The organism is Cryobacterium zhongshanensis (genome assembly GCF_022760445.1).
In the GTDB taxonomy this organism is placed as follows: Bacteria; Actinomycetota; Actinomycetes; order Actinomycetales; family Microbacteriaceae; genus Cryobacterium; species Cryobacterium algoricola.
The window spans coordinates 605,957-625,271 of sequence record NZ_JALGAR010000002.1; the positions used below are offsets into that span (position 1 = coordinate 605,957).

Below are 19,315 nucleotides of genomic sequence, written 5' to 3' on the forward strand. Positions count from 1 at the left end.
GCGAGAGTACACTTGTGGCCCTTATGACTCGGTCTTAAGGGCCAAAACTACGCTTTCGCGGTGAGAGGGGTCAGCCTTCGAGGCCGCGGCGAGTGGCTCGGGGGAGCGCGGCGACGATGATGGCGTGCGACTCGGCGATCAGCTCGCGCACGTGGTCGGCAGGCACGGAACCGTCCAGGCGCACGGTCACCCAGTGCCGCTTGTTCATGTGGTACCCGGGCTCGATGCCGGCGACGCTCCGGATCAGCCGCGGCACGTTCTCGGGCAGCGCCTTGAGCGTGATCGACCGGCGCGGGGCATCCGGCTGGTCGATGGAGAACACCTTGCCGGCGACCTTCATCACCCGGGCCTCCGGCCCGAACGGGTAGGTCTCGACGGCCCCGTTCAGGTCCAGCAGGTACGCGGTCAGTTCGTCCGGATCCACGACGGTCCCCTCTCCCCGGCCGACGATGAGCGAGCGGATGCCTGCCGTGCGGTGCCTACGCGGCGTCGGTCACGGCGAGCAACATATACCCGCTCGACACCGTGGCGCCGACGACGGCGCCGAGGCTGCCGATCACGCCGTCCTTGTGTGCCGTGAGCGGCTGCTCCATCTTCATGGCCTCGAGGACGAGCAACAGGTCGCCCTTGACGACGACATCGCCCTCTGCGACGGCGAGCTTGACGATCGTGGCCTGCATCGGCGCGACCACGGCGTCGCCGATGGCGGTGTTCACCGAGTGCGCGACGCCGCGGCGACGCGGGGCGGGACCGGCGGTGTTCTCTGCGGTGCCGGGCAGGAGCCGAATGGGGAGGCTGACCTCGATGCGGCGGCCCTCGACCTCGACGACAACGTTGTGGCGTTTTTCGGCCGTGCCCTCGTCGGTGAGCGAACCGTTCCACGGTTCGATGTCGTTGACGAACTCGGTTTCGATCCATCGGGTGTAGATCGAGAACGGTTCGCCGGACGCGGGCGCGAATGCGGGGTCGCGCACGATCGTGCGGTGGAACGGCAGCACGGTCGGGAGGCCGGCGATGTCGAACTCGTCGAGGGCGCGGCGGGAGCGCTCGAGCGCCTCCTCGCGGGTCGCGCCGGTGACGATGAGCTTGGCCAGCAGCGAGTCGAAGGATCCGGAGATGACGTCGCCGGCCTGCACGCCGCTGTCGACACGCACACCGGGGCCGCCCGGCGCCCGGAAGACGTGCACGGGGCCGGGGGCGGGCATGAACCCGCGGCCGGGGTCTTCGCCGTTGATCCGGAATTCGAAGGAGTGCCCGCGCGGGATCGGGTCGTCGTAGTCGAGGCGGCCGCCCTCGGCGAGGCGGAACTGCTCGCGGACGAGGTCGATGCCGGTGACCTCTTCGGAGACGGGGTGCTCGACCTGGAGCCGGGTGTTGACCTCGAGGAAGGAGACGGTGCCGTCCTGCCCGATCAGGAACTCGCAGGTGCCGGCACCGAGGTAGCCGACCTCCTTGAGGATGGCCTTGGACGCGCGGTACATCTCGTCGTGCTGGGCGGTCGTCAGGAACGGCGCAGGAGCCTCCTCGACGAGCTTCTGGTGGCGGCGCTGCAGCGAGCAGTCGCGGGTGGAGACGACGACGACGTTGCCGTAGGCGTCGGCGAGGCACTGGGTCTCGACGTGGCGAGGCTTGTCGAGGTATTTCTCGACGAAGCATTCGCCGCGGCCGAAGGCGGCGACGGCCTCGCGCACGGCGGAGTCGAAGAGCTCGGGGACCTCTTCGCGGGTGCGGGCGACCTTGAGGCCGCGCCCGCCGCCGCCGAAGGCCGCCTTGATCGCGACCGGCAGCCCGTGCTGGTCGATGAAGTCGAGGACCTCGGTCGCGTCGAGCACCGGGTTGAGGGTGCCCGGCGCCATCGGCGCGTGCACGCGTTCGGCGATGTGTCGCGCGGAGACCTTGTCCCCGAGCTGCTCGATGGCGTCGGGGGACGGGCCGATCCAGATCAGGCCGGCGTCGATCACGGCGCGGGCGAACTCGGCATTCTCGGCGAGGAAACCGTACCCGGGGTGCACGGCGTCGGCGCCGGACCGGCGGGCGATCGAGAGGATCTTCTCGATGACCAGATAGGTTTCTGCGCTGGTCGTACCGTCGAGCCCGTACGCCTCATCTGCGAGGCGGGCGTGCACGGCGTCACGATCCTGGTCGGCGTAGACGGCGACCGAGAGAATTCCGCTGTCTTTCGCGGCTCGAATCACCCGGACGGCGATTTCGCCCCGGTTGGCGATGAGGACCTTCGTTATACGGGACACAGTGCCTGAGCTTATTGGACATCGCGCCTCAGGCTTTGGTTCTCCTCAACAAAAAGAACCCCCAAAAAGGTAGGGATGCCTACAAAACGCCCCCGAAGCGGGCTGGGTGTCAGGCGTTCGGGCGGTTCCAGAGGCTCGGCCAGGAGTGCCCGAGACTCACCACGAGGCGGCGCAGCGTGGGCAGGGACAGGCCGACGACGGTCGAGGGGTCGCCCTCGATGCGGGTGATGAACGGGGCGCCGAGGCTGTCGATCGTGAAGGCCCCCGCGACGAACAGCGGTTCCCCCGTCGCGATGTATGCGTCGAGTTCGGCGTCGTCGATGTCGTCGGCGAAGGTCACGTCGGCGACGGCGACGGCACCGACCGCCCGTCCCGGCACGCCCGCCCGGTGTTCGATGAGCCAGTGGCCGGAGTACAGCTGCCCGGTGCGGCCGCGCTGCAGTTCCCAGCGCTGCCTGGCCTTCTCCGCCGTGTGCGGCTTGCCGTAGATGACGTCGTCGATCACGAAGACCGAGTCTCCGCCGAGCACGAGGTGCACGTCGTCCCCGTCGCCCGCCTCGGCGTCCAGGTCGACGATCGCCCGGGAGACGTCCTCCGCCTTGGCGCGGGCGAGCAACTCGACCGTGTGGCGGGGCGTGAGCGGTACGCCCAGCGTCCGGGCGGCATCCGCTGCGACCTCGTGCTCGTCGACTCCGGGCGCGATCGTGACCGGCTCGATGCCGGCGGCCCGCAGGAGCGTGAGCCGGGCCGGAGAGGTCGAAGCCAGGTAGAGGCGCATGGTTCCCTTTGTGCCGCGAAAGGAGCGGCGATAGAAGCGATGTGGGATGCTCGATCAATGGCCACCAGCAATGACACACCGGCGAATCTCCCCGCACCCGAAGCCGAGGTGGGTACTGAACTCGAACTCCTCGTCACCAACGTAGCTCACGGCGGTATCTTCGTCGCCAGGCACGAAGGCCGCGTGGTCTTCGTGAGCGACACCCTGCCGGGGGAGCGCGTGCGCGCCCGGCTCACCTCCGCGAACCACAAAAGTTTCTGGCGCGCGGAGACCGTCGAGGTCCTCGATGCCGCCCGCGAACGACAGCCGCACATCTGGGCCTCGGCAGCCCTCGAGCGCGACCCGGACGACCGGGCCGGCGGCGCGGAGTTCGGACACATCGAACTCGGCTTCCAGCGCGAACTCAAGCGCCAGGTGCTCGCAGACTCCCTGAAGCGCATGGCGAAGATCGAGTCCGACGTCGTCGTCGAACCCGTGCCGCTCGGCCAGAACGCGTCGCCGGGCGACGCGGCAGACGGCACCGGTTGGCGCACCCGGGTGCGCCTGCACGTCGACGCAGACGGCACGGTCGGCCCGTATGCGGCCCGCTCCCACCGGGTGATCCCCGTCGGCGACCTTCCCCTCGCCGAGCGGATGCTCGAAGCGGCCGCCCCTCTCGACCAGCGTTTCCCCGGCGCGGCATCCGTCGACGTGGTCTCCCCGAGCCTCGGCACCGTGCAGATCCTCGTCGCGGAGCCGGACGCACACGGTAAGCCCAAGGCCACGCCGCGCACCCTGATCCGCGAGGTCGTCGGTGACCGGGAATTCCGCCTCGACGCCGGCGGGTTCTGGCAGGTGCACGTCCGCGCGGCGGACACCCTGTACCACGCCGTCCAGGACATCATCGATCCCGGGCTGTTCGACCCCCGGGCCACGAACCTCGACCTGTACGGCGGTGTCGGGCTGCTCGCCGCGGCCGTCGGCGACAAGTTCGGCAGCACCGTCCGGATCACCTCGGTCGAGAGCGACGCGCACGCGACCGACTTCGCCGCGGAGAACCTCGCGGAATGGGTCGGCGCGAGCGTTCGCACCGATCGGGTCGACCGTTTCCTGGCCGGCCTGGCCCGCGACGCGAGTGCAGCGGAACGGGTGAAGCACCAGGCGGCGACCGTCGTCCTCGACCCGCCGCGGTCCGGCGCGGGCCGCGAGGTCATCGACCAGCTCGCGGTGCTGTCCCCGAAGCAGATCGTGTACGTGGCGTGCGATCCCGTCGCCCTCGCCCGCGACATCGCGCTCCTCGCCGGGCACGGATACGAGTTGCGGAAGCTGCGCGCGTTCGACCTCTTCCCGAACACTCATCACGTTGAAGCCGTCGCTCTGCTGACCAAATAGCTATCGTTGACGTGTACGTGCAATGGGAAGAATGTAGGAAAAAGTGACGCACCCGACAACACCCGCGAGCTCACCGACGAACGCGGCGGCCGCCCCGGCCGCGCCGGTCGGTGTGACCGTGGGTTCGACGCACGCCACCGAAGCGCGCACGCCGCTTGACCACCCCGTCCGGGTGGGAATCGCCGACGATCACGAATCGGTCCGCCTCGGCATCCAGGCCGCCTGCGAGAACGTCGGTTACGAGGTCGTCGCGACCGCGGCGACCGTCCGGGGGCTCGTCGACGGGATCGGCGGGCGTCCCTGCGACGTGATCGTGCTCGACCTCTCCCTCGGTGACGGCTCCCTCGTCACCGACAACGTGCACCTCGCGCAGAGCACAGGAGCCTCGGTGCTCGTGCACAGCATCGCCGACCGGGTCGCCCTCGTTCGCGAGGCCCTCGCGGCCGGGGCCGCCGGCGTCATCCCGAAGTCCTCACCCACGACGACCGTGATGGCCGCCGTGGCCTCCGTCGCTCGCGGCGACGTGCTCAACAACCTCGAATGGGCGACCGCGATCGACGCGGACCGCGACTTCGCCAAGGCCCAGCTCGGCCGCAGGGAACGGGACGTGCTGCACCTCTACGCGTCCGGCCTGCCGCTCAAAATGGTCGCCATGCAGCTCGGCATCGCGCACTCGACCGCGCGCGAGTACCTCGACCGGATCCGGGTGAAGTATGTGGAGGTCGGCCGGCCGGCGCCGACGAAAGTCGACCTGCTGCGCCGGGCCGTAGAAGACGGAATCCTCCCGGGGCTGGACCCGGACGGCGGAGATGGCCGCGGCTGAAGCAGCGGGCACGATCCCGCCGCCCTCGACACGGTTGCCCCCTGACCGCCTGGAACTCATACCCGTCGCGGCGGAGGATATCCGGGCGCCCGGCATCCGGCAGCCGCGCAACCCGATCAGCCGGTCGCGGATCGAGGTCGTGATCTCCCGGTCCGTCGCCGGGGTCGCCGTCGTGTTCTCCCTGCAGGCCCTCCCTGCCCTGCTGCAGCAGATCCCGTTGCGGCTGCCGGTCATGGGCGTCGCCATGCCGGTCGCCCTCGCCCTCGCGGTCGCCGCCGTCGTGGTGGCCTCGATCACCAAGGTCGGGGTGCGGATCGCGACCGGTGCCGTCGCACTCGTCTATCTCACCGCCCTGGTCGGGTGGCCATTCCTGATGCGGGACCCGGCGGCCGTCCTCGACGGGAAACCGTGGCTCTGGTACGTCTGTACGGTCGCGACCTCGTGCGCCGCCATTGCCTTCCCGCTCGGCTGGGCGTGCGCGTACACTTTTGCGGCCCCGCTCGCTTACGGGATCGTGCGCTCGCTGCCCTCCGGCGGTAACGCGGACGCCCTGCTGGCCTCCCTCGACGCCGTCTACGCGACGCTCCTCGGCCAGGTCCTCCTGATCATGATCTTCATGCTGCGGCAGACGGCCGCATCCGTCGACTCCGCTCAGACGAATGCGCTCAACAAATACGCGACGGCCGTGCGCCAGCACGCCACGGAGGTCGAGCGGGTGCAGGTCGACTCGATCGTGCACGACAGCGTGCTCGCGACGTTCCTCGCCGCGGCAGCGACCGGCAGCCCGAAGGCCGCGCAGCTCGCCTCCGGGATGGCGACGGACGCCCTCCAGCGGCTCACCGAGGCTGCGAGCACCCCGGCCGTCGACGGCAGCACGGTGTCCTTCTCGGACCTCGCCGGGCAGATCCGCCTCGCGGCGTCCCGGCTCGCCCGCCCGTTCACGATCGTCGAGTGCTCGATCCCCCGGCTCGCCATGCCCGTGCACGTCTCCGACGCGATCCTCGCGGCCTCCGTCCAGGCGATGGCCAACAGCGTGCAGCATGCCGGCGCGGGCCCGGGGACGCCCGATCCCGAGCGGGTGCTGACGATGAGTGCGAACAGCCAGGGCGGATGCACCGTCGAGATCTCCGACACCGGCGTCGGCTTCGACCCCGGTCTCGTCCCGAGCGCGCGGCTCGGCCTGCGCATCTCGATCGCGGAGCGGGTGCAGAGTGTCGGCGGCTCCGTGTCGGTGTGCTCCAGGCCGGGGCAGGGCACCACGATCACCATCGAATGGCCGAAGGATGCCGGGGTGAATCCCTGATGATCACCGTCCCCCGCGGGCTCGTCCTGTTCCTCGCCGGCCTCTTCTCGGCGTACCACGTCGTGCTCGGCATCTACTCGATCGACCTGCCGCGCACCCCGGGACCGACGATCTTCGCGCTCGCTCTCTACGCGCTCGCGACGGCGCTGAGCCTGTGGCCGTCGAGCCCGATGCGAATGGGTCTGGCGCTCGCCTTCTTCAATGTCGCGGTCTGCGTCGTGATCCCGCTGCTCGTCGGCAGTCAGCTGGATGGTTCGGCCCGGAACGGCTATGCGACCTGGTACGTCGCGGCCGTCGGCACCCTGATGACGATCACGGCGACCCGCCGCCGCACCACCCTGGCCTGGGTCGGCGTCGGAGCGCTCGTCGTGCACACGATCATCTGGGCCGGCCCGGCCCAGCTGCTCGACATGGGCGTGATCGGGAGCGTGGTCTGGGTGACCGTCGCCGTGCTCCTCGCCCGCGCCCTCGCCAAGGCGGGGCGTGACGCCCGCCAGTATGCGCTCGCCGAGCGGGAGGCGACCGAGTGGCAGGCCGCCCAGGAAGCGCACCTGTTCGAACGCCAGATGCGCCTCGCCCAGACGCTCCGCCTTGCGGCCCCGATGCTCCGCCACATCATCGACAGGCACGGTGAGCTCGACGCGGACGACCGCCAGGAGTGCCGCTACCTCGAAGCCGCCGTCCGGGACGAGATCCGCGGCCGCAAGTTGCTCAACGACGCCGTGCGTGAGCAGGTGATGGCGGCGAGGCGCCGCGGCGCCATCGTGACGCTGCTCGACGAGGGCACGATCGACGATCTCGACGGCACCGAGCTCGAGGCCGTCCTCGACCAGCTCGCCGCCGCCATCGGCGAATCGACGGCCGACACGATCATCGCCCGCACCGCGGGCGAAGGGTCCGCGACGGCCGTGACCGTGGTCGGCCTCAGCAGCGCGGATGCCCGGCTCAGCGCCCTGGGGCAGGACTCGCCGGAGCCCGAGGTCGACCTGTGGCTCGAGATCCCCAGGGATCCGGCCACGGCATCCGCCCTCGGCGTCTGAGGGCGCGAACGGAACGGCTCGGGTGATGTCTGAACCGGCAGCCGGGGTCTGGCCCGGGCCGATGCGTACGGGCAGACAAAAAGCGGCCGGGCACACAAAAAAAGGGGACCAACCCGGAGGTTGGTCCCCTTTTTACGTTGTGCCAGGGCGACAACCCGAATGTCACCCTGACGTGCCCCCAGAATTCGCCTGCTTACCCTAGTCGACGAGTTCTGGTTGTGTAACTCAGTGAGCGACACCTAGCAATATCTATAGTGGTCGACCCGTGCGCAATTCAAAAGTCGGCATTTAGGGGGACCGGCTCGAATCCGGGGTTCAGGCCCGGAACTCGCCCCAGCTGCTCTGCCCGGAGACGAAGGGCGGCCGGATGGCGCGCTGGCCGGCCTGCCAGCCACTCCGGGCGCCCGTCGGCTTCTTGTGCAGGCTGCCGGTCTCCTCGCGGAGCAGGCCGTGCAGCACGGCGGACACGGCGGCGGCCTCGACCGGGCTGATGCCGCGGGTCAGGAACCGCAGGTGCGCGGGGGTGTCCGTGGGGGTGTCCTCCGGCGCATCCTGCCGGGTGTTCTCGTCGTCTGCCATGGTCGCTCCCTACAGCGGGATGTTGCCGTGCTTCTTGGGCGGCAGGCTCGAGCGCTTGGTGCGGAGTGCGCGCAGGGCCTTGGTGATCGCGACCCGGGTGGCGGCCGGCTCGATGATCCCGTCGAGCTCGCCGCGTTCGGCGGCCAGGAACGGGCTCGCGACGTTATAGGTGTATTCGTTGGCGAGGCGGGTGCGCACGGCGTTGACGTCCTCGTCCGCGGCTTCCGCCTTCTTGATCTCGGCGCGGTAGAGGATGTTCACGGCGCCCTGGCCGCCCATCACGGCGATCTCGGCGGTCGGCCAGGCCAGGTTGATGTCGGCGCCGAGCTGCTTGGAGCCCATCACGATGTACGCGCCGCCGTAGGCCTTCCGCAGGATCACGGTCACGAGCGGCACCGTCGCCTCTGCATAGGCGTAGAGCAGCTTCGCGCCGCGACGGATGATTCCGGTCCATTCCTGGTCGGTGCCGGGCAGGAACCCGGGGACGTCGACGAGGGTGAGGATCGGGATCGAGAACGCGTCGCAGAACCGCACGAAGCGGGCGGCCTTCTCGCCGGCCTGAATGTTGAGCGTTCCGGCCATAGCGTTGGGCTGGTTGGCGACGATGCCGACGGACCGGCCTTCGACGCGGGCGAAGCCGACGACGATGTTCGGGGCGAACAGCGGCTGCGTCTCGAGGAAGTCGCCGCGGTCGACGATGTGCTCGATCACGGTCTTGACGTCGTAGGGCTGGTTCGGCGAGTCCGGGATGATCGTGTTGAGCGTGCGGTCGGCATCCGTCGTCTCGAGCTCGACGTCGCTGTCGAAGGCCGGAAGCTCGGCGAGGTTGTTGTCCGGCAGGAAGCCGAGCAGCGTGCGGGCGTAGTCGAGCGCGTCGGCCTCGTCGCTCGCGAGGTAGTGCGCGACACCGGAGATCTTGTTGTGGGTGAGCGCGCCGCCGAGCTCCTCCATGCCGACGTCCTCGCCCGTGACCGTCTTGATCACGTCGGGGCCGGTGACGAACATTTGGCTGATCTTGTCGACCATGATCACGAAGTCGGTGAGTGCGGGGGAGTAGACCGCGCCACCGGCGGCCGGGCCGCAGATGATCGAGATCTGCGGGATGACGCCGGAGGCCGCCGTGTTGCGACGGAAGATCTCGCCGTACTTGCCGAGGGCGACGACACCCTCCTGGATGCGCGCTCCGCCGGAGTCGAGGATGCCGATGATCGGCACGCCCGTCTTGAGGGCGAGGTCCATCACCTTGATGATCTTGTCGCCGGCCACCTCTCCGAGCGATCCGCCGAAGATGGTGAAGTCCTGCGAGTAGACCGCGACCTGGCGCCCGTGGATCGTGCCGGTGCCGGTGACGACCGCGTCGCCGTACGGCCGCTTGTTCTCCATGCCGAAGCCGTGGGTGCGGTGCCGCACGAACTCGTCGAGCTCGACGAACGAGCCCTGGTCGAGCAGAAGCTCGATGCGCTCGCGCGCGGTCATCTTGCCCTTGGCGTGCTGTTTTTCGATCGCCGCCTCACCGCTCGCGGTCACGGCTTCGTGATAGCGAACCTTGAGGTCGGCGAGCTTTCCAGCCGTCGTGTACAGATCTGGTCCCGAAACGGGCGAATTGTCACTCACGCCGTTCACTCTACCGGCCAGCCCGTGGCCCGGACCGTTGACGAAACCCTACAAAACCCGGCCGGTTCGCTGGCCGTTCTGTTCTCCCGGGTGGGCATAACTCCTGCAGATTCCGCAAATCGGGCCCAAAATGTGGCATCGGGGGCATCTTCCGGGAGAATTGCAGGAGTTATGCAGCGGAAGTAGGGCAGATGCAGTTTCCACTCAGCCGCGAGGCCGTGACCCGGTTCGACTACCTCGACGAGGCCGGGTCCACGAACGACGTGCTCGTCGGCCACGCGTCGGGGGCGGATGCCGCAGGCTGGCCGCACCTGTCGACCGTCGTCACCGACAACCAGACCCGCGGCAGGGGCAGGCTCGGACGCACCTGGCTCGCACCCACCGGCAAGTCGCTCGCCATCTCGGTGCTGCTGCGCCCGCTCATCGGCACGAGCGCGGGCCAGGGTGCCCCGCTCCCGGTCGACCGCTTCGGCTGGTTCCCGCTCCTCGCCGGTGCGGCGATGACCATCGCCGTGCGCGCGGAGGTCGAGGCGAGCCTCCTCGTAGCGGGCACCGCGGCCGGGCGCGCTGCCCCGAGCGGGCCCGACGACGGGGAACACCCCGCTCACGAGGTCACCCTGAAGTGGCCCAACGACGTGCTGATCGACGGCTACAAGGTGTCCGGCATCCTCTCGGAGTTGCTCCCCGACACCCGTGGCCTCGTGGTCGGCGCGGGTCTCAACCTCTCCCTCGACGAACACGACCTGCCCACGCTCACCTCCACGTCTCTGCTCCTGGTGACCGGGCGCGCCCCCGAAGCGGATGCGGTGCTCGCCCGCTACCTGACCGAGCTCGCCCGCCTCACGGCCGCGTTCCTCGCGGCAGGTGGGGACCCGGTCGCGAGCGGACTCTTCGACACCGTCACGGGGCTGTGCGGCACGCTCGGCTCGATGGTGCGGGTGCAACTGCCCGGCGGCGACGACCTCGTCGGGGTCGCGATCGCGCTCGACGCGTCGGGCCGGCTGATCGTGGAAGACCAGGCCACCGGCGAACCGCAGGCCGTCGCTGCGGGCGATGTGACCCACCTGAGGTATTAATAGGGTCATGACGAACAACAGGGGGACGGGCCCGGCAGATCCGGCGGCGCCGACCGAACGGGTCGTGGCCGCGTTGCGCCCGCACGGCCGCGTGCTGTTCTGGCCGACCCTCGCGCTGCTCGGCGTCTGCACGGCAACCGGGTACTTCTACGGCAACCTCGCGGAGCCGTGGCAGGACAGCGCCCTGCTCGGCGTCGCTTCCGCGGCGGTCGTGCTGCTCTGGCTGCTGCCGCTCGCGTCCTGGTTGAACCGGCGATACACGATCACGACCCGGCGGATCATCTTCCGGCGCGGCTTCTTCGTGCGCACGCGCCAGGAACTGCTGCACAGCCGCGGCTACGACGTGAGCGTGCGGACGACCTGGCTGCAGACCCTGAGCGGATCAGGCGACGTGATCATCGCCTCGGGCTCCGAACGGCCGCTCGTGCTCAAGGACGTGCCGAACGCGACTCTGGTGCAGCGCGTGCTGCACGACCTCATCGAACAGTCGCAGACCGGGTTCGATTCGCGGCGGCGCGAGGAATCAGCGTTCGCTGCCGACCAGACGACCATCTGGAATGGTCGCTAAGCTCGCCGTGACCGGAGCGACGATGCGACGGTGCGGGGCGAAGACCCAGTAGCGGTAGAGCACGAAGCGGAAGATCGCGCCGAGGATGAGGCCGATCACGTTCGAGGAGATGTTGTCGGCGACGACGCTCGTGTGGCCGAGCACGTAGTGGCTCACCCACAGGCAGGCGAGGCCGATGCCCATGCCCACGAGGCTGACGGCGAAGAATTCGATGCCCTCGCGGAGGGTCTGCGACTGGCGGTTCTTGCCGAAGGTCCAGTAGCGGTTGCCGATCCAGTTCACGGCGATCGCGAGGATGGTCGAGACGACCTTGGCGTAGATCGGCCCGGCGTGGACCAGGTGCGGATCGAAGACCGTGGTGCGGAGCAGATTGAACACCGAGAAGTCGACGGCGAAGCCGACGAGCCCCACGGCGCCGAAGCTCGCGATCTGAATCGCGAGTGCGACGAGCCGTGCTGATTTTCCCGAGGTAATCGGCATACATCCATCCGGTCTATGGGCGAAGATAGAACAACAATCCACGAGTCTACGGCGCAGCTGCCGCTTCAGACTGAAAATTGGTGCGTCCGAAAATGAAGGGTCGCACAGGAATCGGTGATGAAATGAGCACGACAGTCGGCGTAATCGGGGGCGGCCAGCTGGCCAGGATGTTGATTCCCGCGGCGGTGAACCTCGGGATCGACCTGCGCGTCCTGGCCGAAGCCGACGGGATGTCCGCGGGTCTCGCCGCGAGCATGGTGGGCGACTATCGAGATTTCGACACGGTCCTCGCCTTCGCCGAGACCGTCGACGTGATCACCTTCGACCACGAGCACGTTCCGCAGTCTGTGCTCCGTGAGCTCGTCGCCCGTGGGGTCACCGTGCGCCCGGGGCCGGAGGCCCTCGTCTTCGCCCAGGACAAGATCGAGATGCGCCGGCGCCTCGGCGAGCTCGGCCTGCCGGTCCCCGACTGGGCAGCGGTCGAGAACCCGACCGAGCTCGCCGCCTTCATCGCCGAACACGGCGGCCGTGCCGTCGTCAAGACGCCGCGTGGCGGCTACGACGGCAAGGGCGTCCGCGTGGTCACGCACAAGCACGAGGTCGACGACTGGTTCACCGCACTCGCCGAAGACGCCAACGGCGGTGCCCTCCTCGTCGAGGAGCACGTGCCGTATACCCGCGAGCTCGCCCAGCTCGTGGCCAGGCGACCGTCCGGCCAGGTCGCCGTGTGGCCCGTCGTCGAGACCGTGCAGCGCGACGGAGTCTGCGCCGAGGTGATCGCGCCGGCTCCGCTGTCGAGCGGACGCCTCGCCGCGGTGGCCGCCGACATCGCCACGCGCGTCGCCGAGGGCATCGGCGTGTGCGGCGTGATGGCCGTCGAACTCTTCCAAACAACGGATGAGCGCCTCCTGATCAACGAACTGGCGATGCGCCCCCACAACAGCGGCCACTGGTCGATCGAAGGATCGACCACGAGCCAGTTCGAGCAGCACCTGCGTGCCGTCCTCGATCTCCCGCTCGGTGCGACCACGCCGCGCGACGAGTGGTCGGTGATGGTGAATATCCTCGGCGGGCCTGCGGAGGGCACTCTTTTCGATCGGTACCCGGCCGCTTTCGCCGCGCATCCGTCGGCCAAGGTGCACAACTATGGGAAGGATCCGCGAATCGGCCGCAAGGTCGGCCATGTCACCGTGGGCGGGGCGGATCTGGACGACGTCGCCTACGAAGCGCGTGCCACTGCGGCGATTTTTCAGGACTGACACCTAAGATCGACTGCGTGCCCGAGAACCCCATAGCAACCATCCCGCTGTCGGAGAACCGAGAAACGCCCCCGGCGCCGCGTGCGCCGCTCGTCGGCGTCGTGATGGGCTCCGATTCCGACTGGCCGGTCATGAGCGACGCCGCGCAGCTTCTGCGCGACTTCGGGGTCGACTACGAAGTGCAGGTCGTGTCCGCGCACCGCACACCGCAGAAGATGATCGCCTACGGCGAAGACGCCCACGGGCGCGGCCTCAAGGTCATCATCGCCGGCGCCGGCGGCGCAGCGCACCTTCCCGGCATGCTCGCCGCGGTCACCGCGCTTCCGGTCGTCGGCGTTCCCGTTCCACTCAGCCGGCTCGACGGCCTCGACTCCCTCCTCTCCATCGTGCAGATGCCGGCCGGAGTGCCCGTCGCGACCGTCTCCATCGGTGGGGCCCGCAACGCGGCGCTCATCGCCGTGAAGATCCTTGCCCTGTCCGACACCGACCTGCACGACCAGCTCGTCGCCTACGCCGCGGGCCTCGCCGCGCAGGTCGAACAGAAGAATTCGGATCTCCAAGCCAAGCTATGAGCATCGCCGCCAACCCGATCAGGAACCCGGAATCCGGGTCAGCCCGAGTGATGACCAAACGGGCCTGGTGGCTCGTCCTGCTGAACGTCGTCCTGCCCGGTTCGGCGCAGGTACTCGCTGGAAGCCGTCGCCTCGGCCGTTTCGGGCTGCGCTGCACGTTCACCCTGATCGGCCTCGTCGTGATCGTGGGGCTTGTCTACCTGTTCCGGCCCGAGGTCGTGCTCACCGCGTTCACCAACTCGATCGGGCTCTGGGTCGCCGCGGCGGTGCTGGTGTTCTACGGCATCGTCTGGGTCGTGCTCACGCTCGACACGCTCCGGCTCGTCCGCCTCGTCAAGGCAGGCCCCGGCGCCCGCCCGCTCATCGCCGGTTTCGCGACCGTGCTCATGGTCGTCCTCGCCGGCACGGCCGGCTACGGCGCATACGTCGCCGCGACCGCGAGCGATTTCCTCTCCTCGGTCTTCGTGGCCGGGCCGACCGTCCCCCCGGTCGACGGGCGCTACAACATCATGCTCCTCGGCGGCGACGCCGGAGCCGACCGGGCGGGGTTGCGCCCGGACAGCATCACCGTGGCGAGCATCGACGCCACCACAGGCCAGGTCACGATGATCGGTCTGCCCCGCAACCTCGCATACGTGCCGTTCGTGGCGGATTCCCCGCTCGCCGCCGTCTATCCGAACGGTTACGGCGCCCACGACACCTGCCGGGTCGACGCGTGCATGCTCAACTCGATCTATACGGAGGTCGAGCTGAAGAGCCCGGAGATGTATCCGAAGGCCATCGACGCCGGCAGCGAACCCGGTATCGAAGGCATGCGGGACGCCGCGGAGGGCATCACCGGGCTCACCATCCAGTACTACGGCCTCATTGACATGCAGGGCTTCTCCGAGCTCATCGACGCCCTCGGCGGGGTCGACATCAACGTGACCGAACGCGTGCCCGTCCACACCGACGACACCTTCACCACCGTGCTGTTCTGGTTCGAGCCGGGCATGCAGCACATGGACGGCTACCACGCCCTCTGGTACGCCCGGTCGCGACACGGCACGAGCGACTACAGCCGTATGGAGCGCCAGCACCAGCTGCAGGAGGCGATCCTCGCCCAGGCCAGCCCCGCGAACGTGCTCGCCAAGTTCGAGTCTGTGGCCTCTGCCGGGTCCCAGGTCGTGAAGACCGACATCCCGCAGAGCATGCTCGGCTACTTCGTGACGCTCGCCGCCAAGTCCAAGACGCACCCGATCAACACGGTCGAGCTGACCCCGGCGAACAACGTCGACCCGGAGGATCCCGACTACGACGTGATCCGCTCCCTGATCGACACGGCCCTCACACCGGCGACGGCGACGCCCACCCCGTAGCGGTATCCGCTCCCCTTCAGACGGGGCGAGGATGGAGGTATGAACCGCTCAGACCTCGCCCGCGATCGTTACATGCTCACCGGACGACTGGCCCGGCGGGGGTACGACTGGTGGTGGCAATCGTTCACCGGCCACCACGCCGTGACCGGCGAGGAGCGGGTCTTCTTCGTCGAGTACTTCGTGATCAACCCGGCAGTCTCACCGGATGTCGCCACCTTCGGCCAGCCGCCGGTCAACGAGATCCCGTCCTACGTGATGCTCAAGGCCGGGTCGTGGGGCGCGGGCGGCCGCGGGAAGCAACTGCACGCGTTCTTCCCCGTCTCCGAGGCACGGATCTCGTCCGACCCGCTCTCGGTCGAGGTCGGAACGGCACGGCTCACCGAGACGCACGCCGCCGGCGACGTGAGCGTCACAGCGGATGCCGCCGCGCAGCATCCCGAGTACATGAGCGACAGCGGTCGGATGAGCTGGGACCTCGTGATCGACAAGCGGCTCGCCCTGAACGTCGGCTACGGGGCCTCGGCGTTCTTCCGGTGGCTGAACGCGTTCACGATGTTCTGGCATGCCGAGGGGATGAAGACCCTCTACCGCGGAACGGTCACGATCGACGGCGAGACTTACCTGGTCACGCCGGAGACCTCGTACGGCTACGCCGACAAGAACTGGGGCTCCGACTTCACCAATCCCTGGGTGTGGCTGGCCAGCAGCAACCTGACCCGGCGATCAACAGGCGAGCAGCTGCTCGACTCGGCGATCGACATCGGCGGCGGCCGGCCCCAGGTCTTCGGGGTGCCGATCGGGCGCAGGCTGATCGTCGGCTTCCACCACGACGGCATCGACTACGACTTCAACTTCTCCCGTTTCTGGACGCGCAGCACCACGGCCTTCGACTGCAGCGAGACCGACACCGAGATCGTCTGGCACGTCACCGCCGAGAATCCGAGCCACGCCCTGACCGTCGACGTCCGCTGTGCCAAGGACGAGATGCTGCTCGTGAACTATGAGGCGCCCGACGGCGTCAAACGGCACACCCGGCTGTGGAACGGCGGTACCGGAACGGGCCGCATTCGCCTCTACGCGAAGACGCGCGGCACCCGCACCCTCATCGACGACATCGACATGCGCAGCACCGGCTGCGAGTACGGCGCCTACTGAGGCCGTTCACTCGACTACCCCGAGCGGATGCCCCGATCGGCTCCTACAGGTCGGCGTGCAGCTGCCAGACCCGCTCGGCGGAGTCCCGCCAGCTGAAGGCCTTTGCCCGGTCGCTGCCGTAGATACGCAGCCTCTGCACGAGGGCACGGTCGGTCAGTACCCGCCCGATGGCTTCGGCCAGGCGCTCGGGGTACCCGGCGGCATCCTCGCGCTCGACGACGAGACCGGCGTCGCCGCCCGCCTCGAGAAGGGCGGGGGCGTCGGAGTGCACGACCGGGGTGCCGAGGTGGAAACCCTGGATGATGGGCAGCGCGAAGCCTTCCTCGAGGCTCGGGAAGACGAGAACGCTCGCGCGGGAGATCACGACGGCGAGTTCCTCGTCGGTGAGTCCGGGCATCGCCCGTACCCGGCCCGGCGTGAGCCCGGCCTCCTCTGCGACGGAGCCGAGATCGACTTCACCCCAGGTGTCCGGGCCGACGACGATGAGGGGCAGGTCGGAGGCGCCGGGCAGGCCGAGGGCGGTGATGAGCGCGGTGACACCCTTCCTCGGTTCCAGGGTGCCGACGGTGACGATGTATTCGGACGGCAGATCGAGGGCCGTGGCGAGGAGTTCGGTGGCCGAGGAGTTGGACGGCAGGCGGAAGCCGGTGCCGACGGCGCCGCCTATGACGCGCACCCGGTCGCCGAGGTTGACGATCTCGGCGAGCTGCGCGGCGACGGCGTGGCTCGGGACGACGATCGCGTCGGCGTGCTTCCGCGCCCGCTTCATGCGCGCCTTGGTCCAGGCGACGGTCGTGGGGGTGAGGGCCTCCGGATGCGTCCACGCGAGCACGTCGTGCACGGTCACGGCGACCTGGGTGTGGTCGTTCTGCCGGTCGTGGCGGCGCAGCGGCGCCATCAGGCCCGGTGCGTGGATCATGCCGGGACCGGGGGAGGTCGTCACGCCGAGCTGCCAGGCCGCGGCGAGCTCGCGACGGGGGAGCGCTGTCTTGTACAGGCCGGCGAGCCCGGGCAGGGCTTCCTCGATCGCCGCATACTGTTCGGGCTGCGACGCGGAGACAATCCCCTCGACTTCGCAGTTGAGGGGAGCGCTCGCGATGAGCGCCCGGGTCAACTCCTCGGTGTATCGACCGATTCCGCCGGGGACCGGCGCGATCATCTGGTCGACGATAACCCGCAGTGTGATCATGCTGTTTCGAGGGCGCCTTCGGTCACGGCCTGAGTGAGGGCGTCACGCCAGTCGCGCATGGGAGCGAGTCCGGCGGTGGCCCAGGCATCATGGCCGAGGACGGAGTACGCGGGGCGGGGTGCTGGACGGACGAAGGAGGCTCCGTCGGTCGGGTGAACCCGGGCGGGGTCGAGGCCGTTGGCGGCGAGGACGGCCTGCGCGAAGCCGAACCAGCTGGTAATTCCGGAGTTGGTGCCGTGGTAGATCCCGGCCGGGGCGTCCGCGTCCAGGAGCGCGACGATGTGGTTGGCGAGGTCGACGGTCCAGGTGGGCTGGCCGACCTGGTCCTCGACGACGGTCAGGGTGTCGCGGGTCGCGGCGAGTTTCAGCATGGTCTTGGGGAAGTTGGGGCCGTTCTTCCCGTAGAGCCATGCGGTGCGCACGATGTAGGTCTTACCCGGGTTCTCCGCGAGCACGAATTCCTCGCCGGCGGCTTTGGTGCGTCCGTACGCGGAGAGGGGCGCGGCCGGCGCGTCCTCCGGGTAGGGGGAGGTGGCGTTGCCCGCGAAGACGTAGTCGGTGGAGATCTGCACCAGGCGCGCGCCCGTCGCGTGCGCGGCGCGGGCGAGGTTCCGCGGTCCGACAGCGTTGAGCAGGTACGCGGCGTCCTCGTTCGTTTCGGCGTCGTCGACTTTCGTGTACGCGGCCGCGTTGATCACCACGTCGAACCCGGTCACGGCAGCGGTCACGGCGGCCTCGTCGGTGATGTCGAGTTCGGTGCGGTCGAACGCGGTCACGTCCCGCCCGGTCAGGGCGTTCTGCAGGTCGCGGCCGAGCATCCCGGCAGCACCGGTGATCAGGTAGCGGGTCATGAGCTCAGGGCCGCGCGGGTCTTGAGGGGTTCCCACCAGGCGCGGTTGTCGCGGTACCACTGCACGACGTCGGCGAGGCCCTTCTCGAACGGGACCTGGGGGGCGTAGCCGAGTTCGGCCTGGATCTTGGTGATGTCCACCGAGTAGCGCAGGTCATGGCCGAGACGGTCCGCGACCCGGTCCACGTAGGACCAGTCCTTGCCGGTGGAGTCCAACAGCAACTGGGTCAGCTCCAGGTTGGTCAGTTCGGTGCCGCCGCCGATGTTGTAGATCTCGCCGGCGCGACCGCCGACGAGGACCATCGCGATCGCACGGGTGTGGTCGTCCACGTGCAACCAGTCGCGAATGTTATTGCCCGCCCCATACAGAGGAACGTGCTTGTCATCGATCAGGTTCGTCACGAACAGCGGGATGACCTTCTCGGGGAAGTGATACGGGCCGTAGTTGTTCGAGCAGCGCGTGATCGACACGTTCAACCCGTGAGTGCGGTGGTAGGAGCGGGCGAGCAGATCACTGCCGGCCTTGGACGCGGAATACGGGGAGTTGGGTTCCAGGGCGCGTTCCTCGTTCCAGGAGCCCTCCGCGATCGACCCGTAAACCTCATCGGTGGACACGTGCACGAACCGGGCCAGGTTATGGCGGAGCGCCGCGTCCAGGAGCTGCTGGGTGCCGAGGACATTGGTCTCGACGAAGATCGACGCGTCCCGCACGGACCGGTCCACGTGGGACTCGGCCGCGAAGTGCACCACAGCGTCCAGGGACGGGAAGAGCGTGTCGAGCAGTTTCGCGTCACGGATATCGCCGTGCACGAACGAGTACCTGGGTGAATCGGCGATCGGAGCGAGGTTCGCCAGGTTGCCCGAATACGTCAACGCATCCAGAACAACAACCTCGGCCCCCTCCAAACCCGGGTATGCGTCTTCGATGGTGCGACGAACAAAGTTCGAGCCGATGAAACCAGCGCCGCCGGTAACGAGGATCTTCATATGTTTTGTGACCTGTCTGTAAACGTAAAGTGCCCGCACCATCCTATCGGGCGTGAGTCCGCCG

19 protein-coding genes are annotated in these 19,315 nt (G+C 68.7%); 10 read left to right on the plus strand and 9 right to left on the minus strand.

What is annotated here, in order from left to right:
• Window positions 1–70: 70 nt before the first annotated feature.
• The 3 genes from MQH31_RS11190 to MQH31_RS11200 form a co-directional block, all read right to left on the minus strand.
• A complete protein-coding gene (locus tag MQH31_RS11190; RefSeq protein WP_243012097.1) occupies window positions 71–424 on the minus strand; it encodes an MmcQ/YjbR family DNA-binding protein in 354 nt (117 codons plus the stop codon).
• Between the two features lie 55 nt (window positions 425–479).
• Window positions 480–2,249: an acetyl/propionyl/methylcrotonyl-CoA carboxylase subunit alpha gene (locus MQH31_RS11195; RefSeq protein ID WP_243012098.1), complete on the minus strand. Its 1,770-nt coding sequence runs from the start codon at window positions 2,247–2,249 to the stop codon at window positions 480–482.
• A gap of 109 nt (window positions 2,250–2,358) precedes the next feature.
• Entirely contained in the window at window positions 2,359–3,027 is a 669-nt protein-coding gene (locus MQH31_RS11200; protein ID WP_243012099.1) for a Maf family protein, read from the minus strand.
• Between the two features lie 57 nt (window positions 3,028–3,084).
• Between MQH31_RS11200 and MQH31_RS11205 the strand changes: the two genes are divergently transcribed.
• The 4 genes from MQH31_RS11205 to MQH31_RS11220 all read left to right on the plus strand — a co-directional run bounded on the left by MQH31_RS11205 (window position 3,085) and on the right by MQH31_RS11220 (window position 7,564).
• Window positions 3,085–4,398, plus strand: coding sequence for a class I SAM-dependent RNA methyltransferase (locus MQH31_RS11205; RefSeq protein WP_243012100.1), 1,314 nt, complete (start codon window positions 3,085–3,087; stop codon window positions 4,396–4,398).
• A gap of 118 nt (window positions 4,399–4,516) precedes the next feature.
• On the plus strand, window positions 4,517–5,221 hold the full coding sequence (locus MQH31_RS11210; RefSeq protein ID WP_134536785.1) for a response regulator transcription factor: 705 nt from the start codon (window positions 4,517–4,519) through the stop codon (window positions 5,219–5,221).
• Window positions 5,208–6,524 carry a sensor histidine kinase gene (locus tag MQH31_RS11215; RefSeq protein WP_243012101.1) on the plus strand — a complete coding sequence of 439 codons (1,317 nt, stop codon included), beginning with the start codon at window positions 5,208–5,210 and terminating at the stop codon, window positions 6,522–6,524. The genes MQH31_RS11210 and MQH31_RS11215 overlap by 14 nt, the downstream gene beginning before the upstream one ends.
• Complete coding sequence (locus MQH31_RS11220) at window positions 6,524–7,564, plus strand: DUF8320 family protein (protein WP_243012102.1); 1,041 nt, start codon at window positions 6,524–6,526, stop codon at window positions 7,562–7,564. Before MQH31_RS11215 ends, MQH31_RS11220 begins: the two co-directional genes overlap by 1 nt.
• A gap of 315 nt (window positions 7,565–7,879) precedes the next feature.
• On the opposite strand, the gene MQH31_RS11225 is transcribed toward MQH31_RS11220, so the two are convergent.
• Entirely contained in the window at window positions 7,880–8,143 is a 264-nt protein-coding gene (locus MQH31_RS11225; protein WP_134536740.1) for a hypothetical protein, read from the minus strand.
• Window positions 8,144–8,152: 9 nt separating this feature from the next.
• Window positions 8,153–9,766 carry an acyl-CoA carboxylase subunit beta gene (locus tag MQH31_RS11230; protein WP_372488145.1) on the minus strand — a complete coding sequence of 538 codons (1,614 nt, stop codon included), beginning with the start codon at window positions 9,764–9,766 and terminating at the stop codon, window positions 8,153–8,155.
• Between the two features lie 182 nt (window positions 9,767–9,948).
• Here MQH31_RS11230 and MQH31_RS11235 point away from each other — a divergent pair, with 182 nt between their 5' ends.
• Together MQH31_RS11235 and MQH31_RS11240 are read left to right on the plus strand one after the other, a co-directional pair.
• Window positions 9,949–10,833: a biotin--[acetyl-CoA-carboxylase] ligase gene (locus MQH31_RS11235; RefSeq protein ID WP_243012103.1), complete on the plus strand. Its 885-nt coding sequence runs from the start codon at window positions 9,949–9,951 to the stop codon at window positions 10,831–10,833.
• A 7-nt stretch (window positions 10,834–10,840) separates the two neighbouring features.
• A complete protein-coding gene (locus MQH31_RS11240; RefSeq protein ID WP_241976440.1) occupies window positions 10,841–11,401 on the plus strand; it encodes a PH domain-containing protein in 561 nt (186 codons plus the stop codon).
• On the opposite strand, the gene MQH31_RS11245 is transcribed toward MQH31_RS11240, so the two are convergent.
• Entirely contained in the window at window positions 11,357–11,881 is a 525-nt protein-coding gene (locus tag MQH31_RS11245; protein ID WP_134536745.1) for a GtrA family protein, read from the minus strand. The genes MQH31_RS11240 and MQH31_RS11245 overlap by 45 nt on opposite strands.
• Window positions 11,882–12,003: 122 nt before the next feature.
• Here MQH31_RS11245 and MQH31_RS11250 point away from each other — a divergent pair, with 122 nt between their 5' ends.
• The 4 genes from MQH31_RS11250 to MQH31_RS11265 all read left to right on the plus strand — a co-directional run bounded on the left by MQH31_RS11250 (window position 12,004) and on the right by MQH31_RS11265 (window position 16,225).
• Entirely contained in the window at window positions 12,004–13,140 is a 1,137-nt protein-coding gene (locus tag MQH31_RS11250) for a 5-(carboxyamino)imidazole ribonucleotide synthase (protein ID WP_243012104.1), read from the plus strand.
• Window positions 13,141–13,244: 104 nt separating this feature from the next.
• Entirely contained in the window at window positions 13,245–13,712 is a 468-nt protein-coding gene (gene purE / locus MQH31_RS11255) for a 5-(carboxyamino)imidazole ribonucleotide mutase (RefSeq protein ID WP_243012176.1), read from the plus strand.
• Window positions 13,709–15,070 (plus strand): LCP family glycopolymer transferase, encoded by a 1,362-nt coding sequence (locus MQH31_RS11260; protein ID WP_243012105.1) that lies wholly within the window; start codon window positions 13,709–13,711, stop codon window positions 15,068–15,070. Before purE ends, MQH31_RS11260 begins: the two co-directional genes overlap by 4 nt.
• A gap of 39 nt (window positions 15,071–15,109) precedes the next feature.
• The gene (locus MQH31_RS11265; protein ID WP_243012106.1) at window positions 15,110–16,225 is read left to right on the plus strand and encodes a tocopherol cyclase family protein; all 1,116 of its coding nucleotides are present in this window, start codon (window positions 15,110–15,112) and stop codon (window positions 16,223–16,225) included.
• A 43-nt stretch (window positions 16,226–16,268) separates the two neighbouring features.
• On the opposite strand, the gene MQH31_RS11270 is transcribed toward MQH31_RS11265, so the two are convergent.
• From MQH31_RS11270 to rfbB, 3 genes are read right to left on the minus strand one after another with little or no spacing between them, the layout of a single operon-like run.
• The gene (locus MQH31_RS11270) at window positions 16,269–17,414 is read right to left on the minus strand and encodes a glycosyltransferase family 4 protein (protein ID WP_243012107.1); all 1,146 of its coding nucleotides are present in this window, start codon (window positions 17,412–17,414) and stop codon (window positions 16,269–16,271) included.
• Window positions 17,411–18,265, minus strand: a complete 855-nt coding sequence (gene rfbD / locus MQH31_RS11275; protein WP_243012108.1) for a dTDP-4-dehydrorhamnose reductase — start codon at window positions 18,263–18,265, stop codon at window positions 17,411–17,413. Before rfbD ends, MQH31_RS11270 begins: the two co-directional genes overlap by 4 nt.
• Complete coding sequence (gene rfbB, locus MQH31_RS11280; protein ID WP_243012109.1) at window positions 18,262–19,251, minus strand: dTDP-glucose 4,6-dehydratase; 990 nt, start codon at window positions 19,249–19,251, stop codon at window positions 18,262–18,264. Before rfbB ends, rfbD begins: the two co-directional genes overlap by 4 nt.
• Window positions 19,252–19,315: the final 64 nt, after the last annotated feature.

Coding starts and splice junctions, on each gene's coding strand:
- MQH31_RS11260 (WP_243012105.1), top strand. CDS start 13,709: ATGAGCATCGCCGCCAACCCGATCAGGAACCCGGAATCCGGGTCAGCC.
- MQH31_RS11215 (WP_243012101.1), top strand. CDS start 5,208: ATGGCCGCGGCTGAAGCAGCGGGCACGATCCCGCCGCCCTCGACACGG.
- rfbB (WP_243012109.1), bottom strand. CDS start 19,251: ATGAAGATCCTCGTTACCGGCGGCGCTGGTTTCATCGGCTCGAACTTT.
- MQH31_RS11235 (WP_243012103.1), top strand. CDS start 9,949: ATGCAGTTTCCACTCAGCCGCGAGGCCGTGACCCGGTTCGACTACCTC.
- MQH31_RS11240 (WP_241976440.1), top strand. CDS start 10,841: ATGACGAACAACAGGGGGACGGGCCCGGCAGATCCGGCGGCGCCGACC.
- MQH31_RS11225 (WP_134536740.1), bottom strand. CDS start 8,143: ATGGCAGACGACGAGAACACCCGGCAGGATGCGCCGGAGGACACCCCC.
- MQH31_RS11220 (WP_243012102.1), top strand. CDS start 6,524: ATGATCACCGTCCCCCGCGGGCTCGTCCTGTTCCTCGCCGGCCTCTTC.
- MQH31_RS11250 (WP_243012104.1), top strand. CDS start 12,004: ATGAGCACGACAGTCGGCGTAATCGGGGGCGGCCAGCTGGCCAGGATG.
- MQH31_RS11245 (WP_134536745.1), bottom strand. CDS start 11,881: ATGCCGATTACCTCGGGAAAATCAGCACGGCTCGTCGCACTCGCGATT.
- MQH31_RS11205 (WP_243012100.1), top strand. CDS start 3,085: ATGGCCACCAGCAATGACACACCGGCGAATCTCCCCGCACCCGAAGCC.
- rfbD (WP_243012108.1), bottom strand. CDS start 18,265: ATGACCCGCTACCTGATCACCGGTGCTGCCGGGATGCTCGGCCGCGAC.
- MQH31_RS11270 (WP_243012107.1), bottom strand. CDS start 17,414: ATGATCACACTGCGGGTTATCGTCGACCAGATGATCGCGCCGGTCCCC.
- MQH31_RS11265 (WP_243012106.1), top strand. CDS start 15,110: ATGAACCGCTCAGACCTCGCCCGCGATCGTTACATGCTCACCGGACGA.
- purE (WP_243012176.1), top strand. CDS start 13,245: ATGGGCTCCGATTCCGACTGGCCGGTCATGAGCGACGCCGCGCAGCTT.
- MQH31_RS11200 (WP_243012099.1), bottom strand. CDS start 3,027: ATGCGCCTCTACCTGGCTTCGACCTCTCCGGCCCGGCTCACGCTCCTG.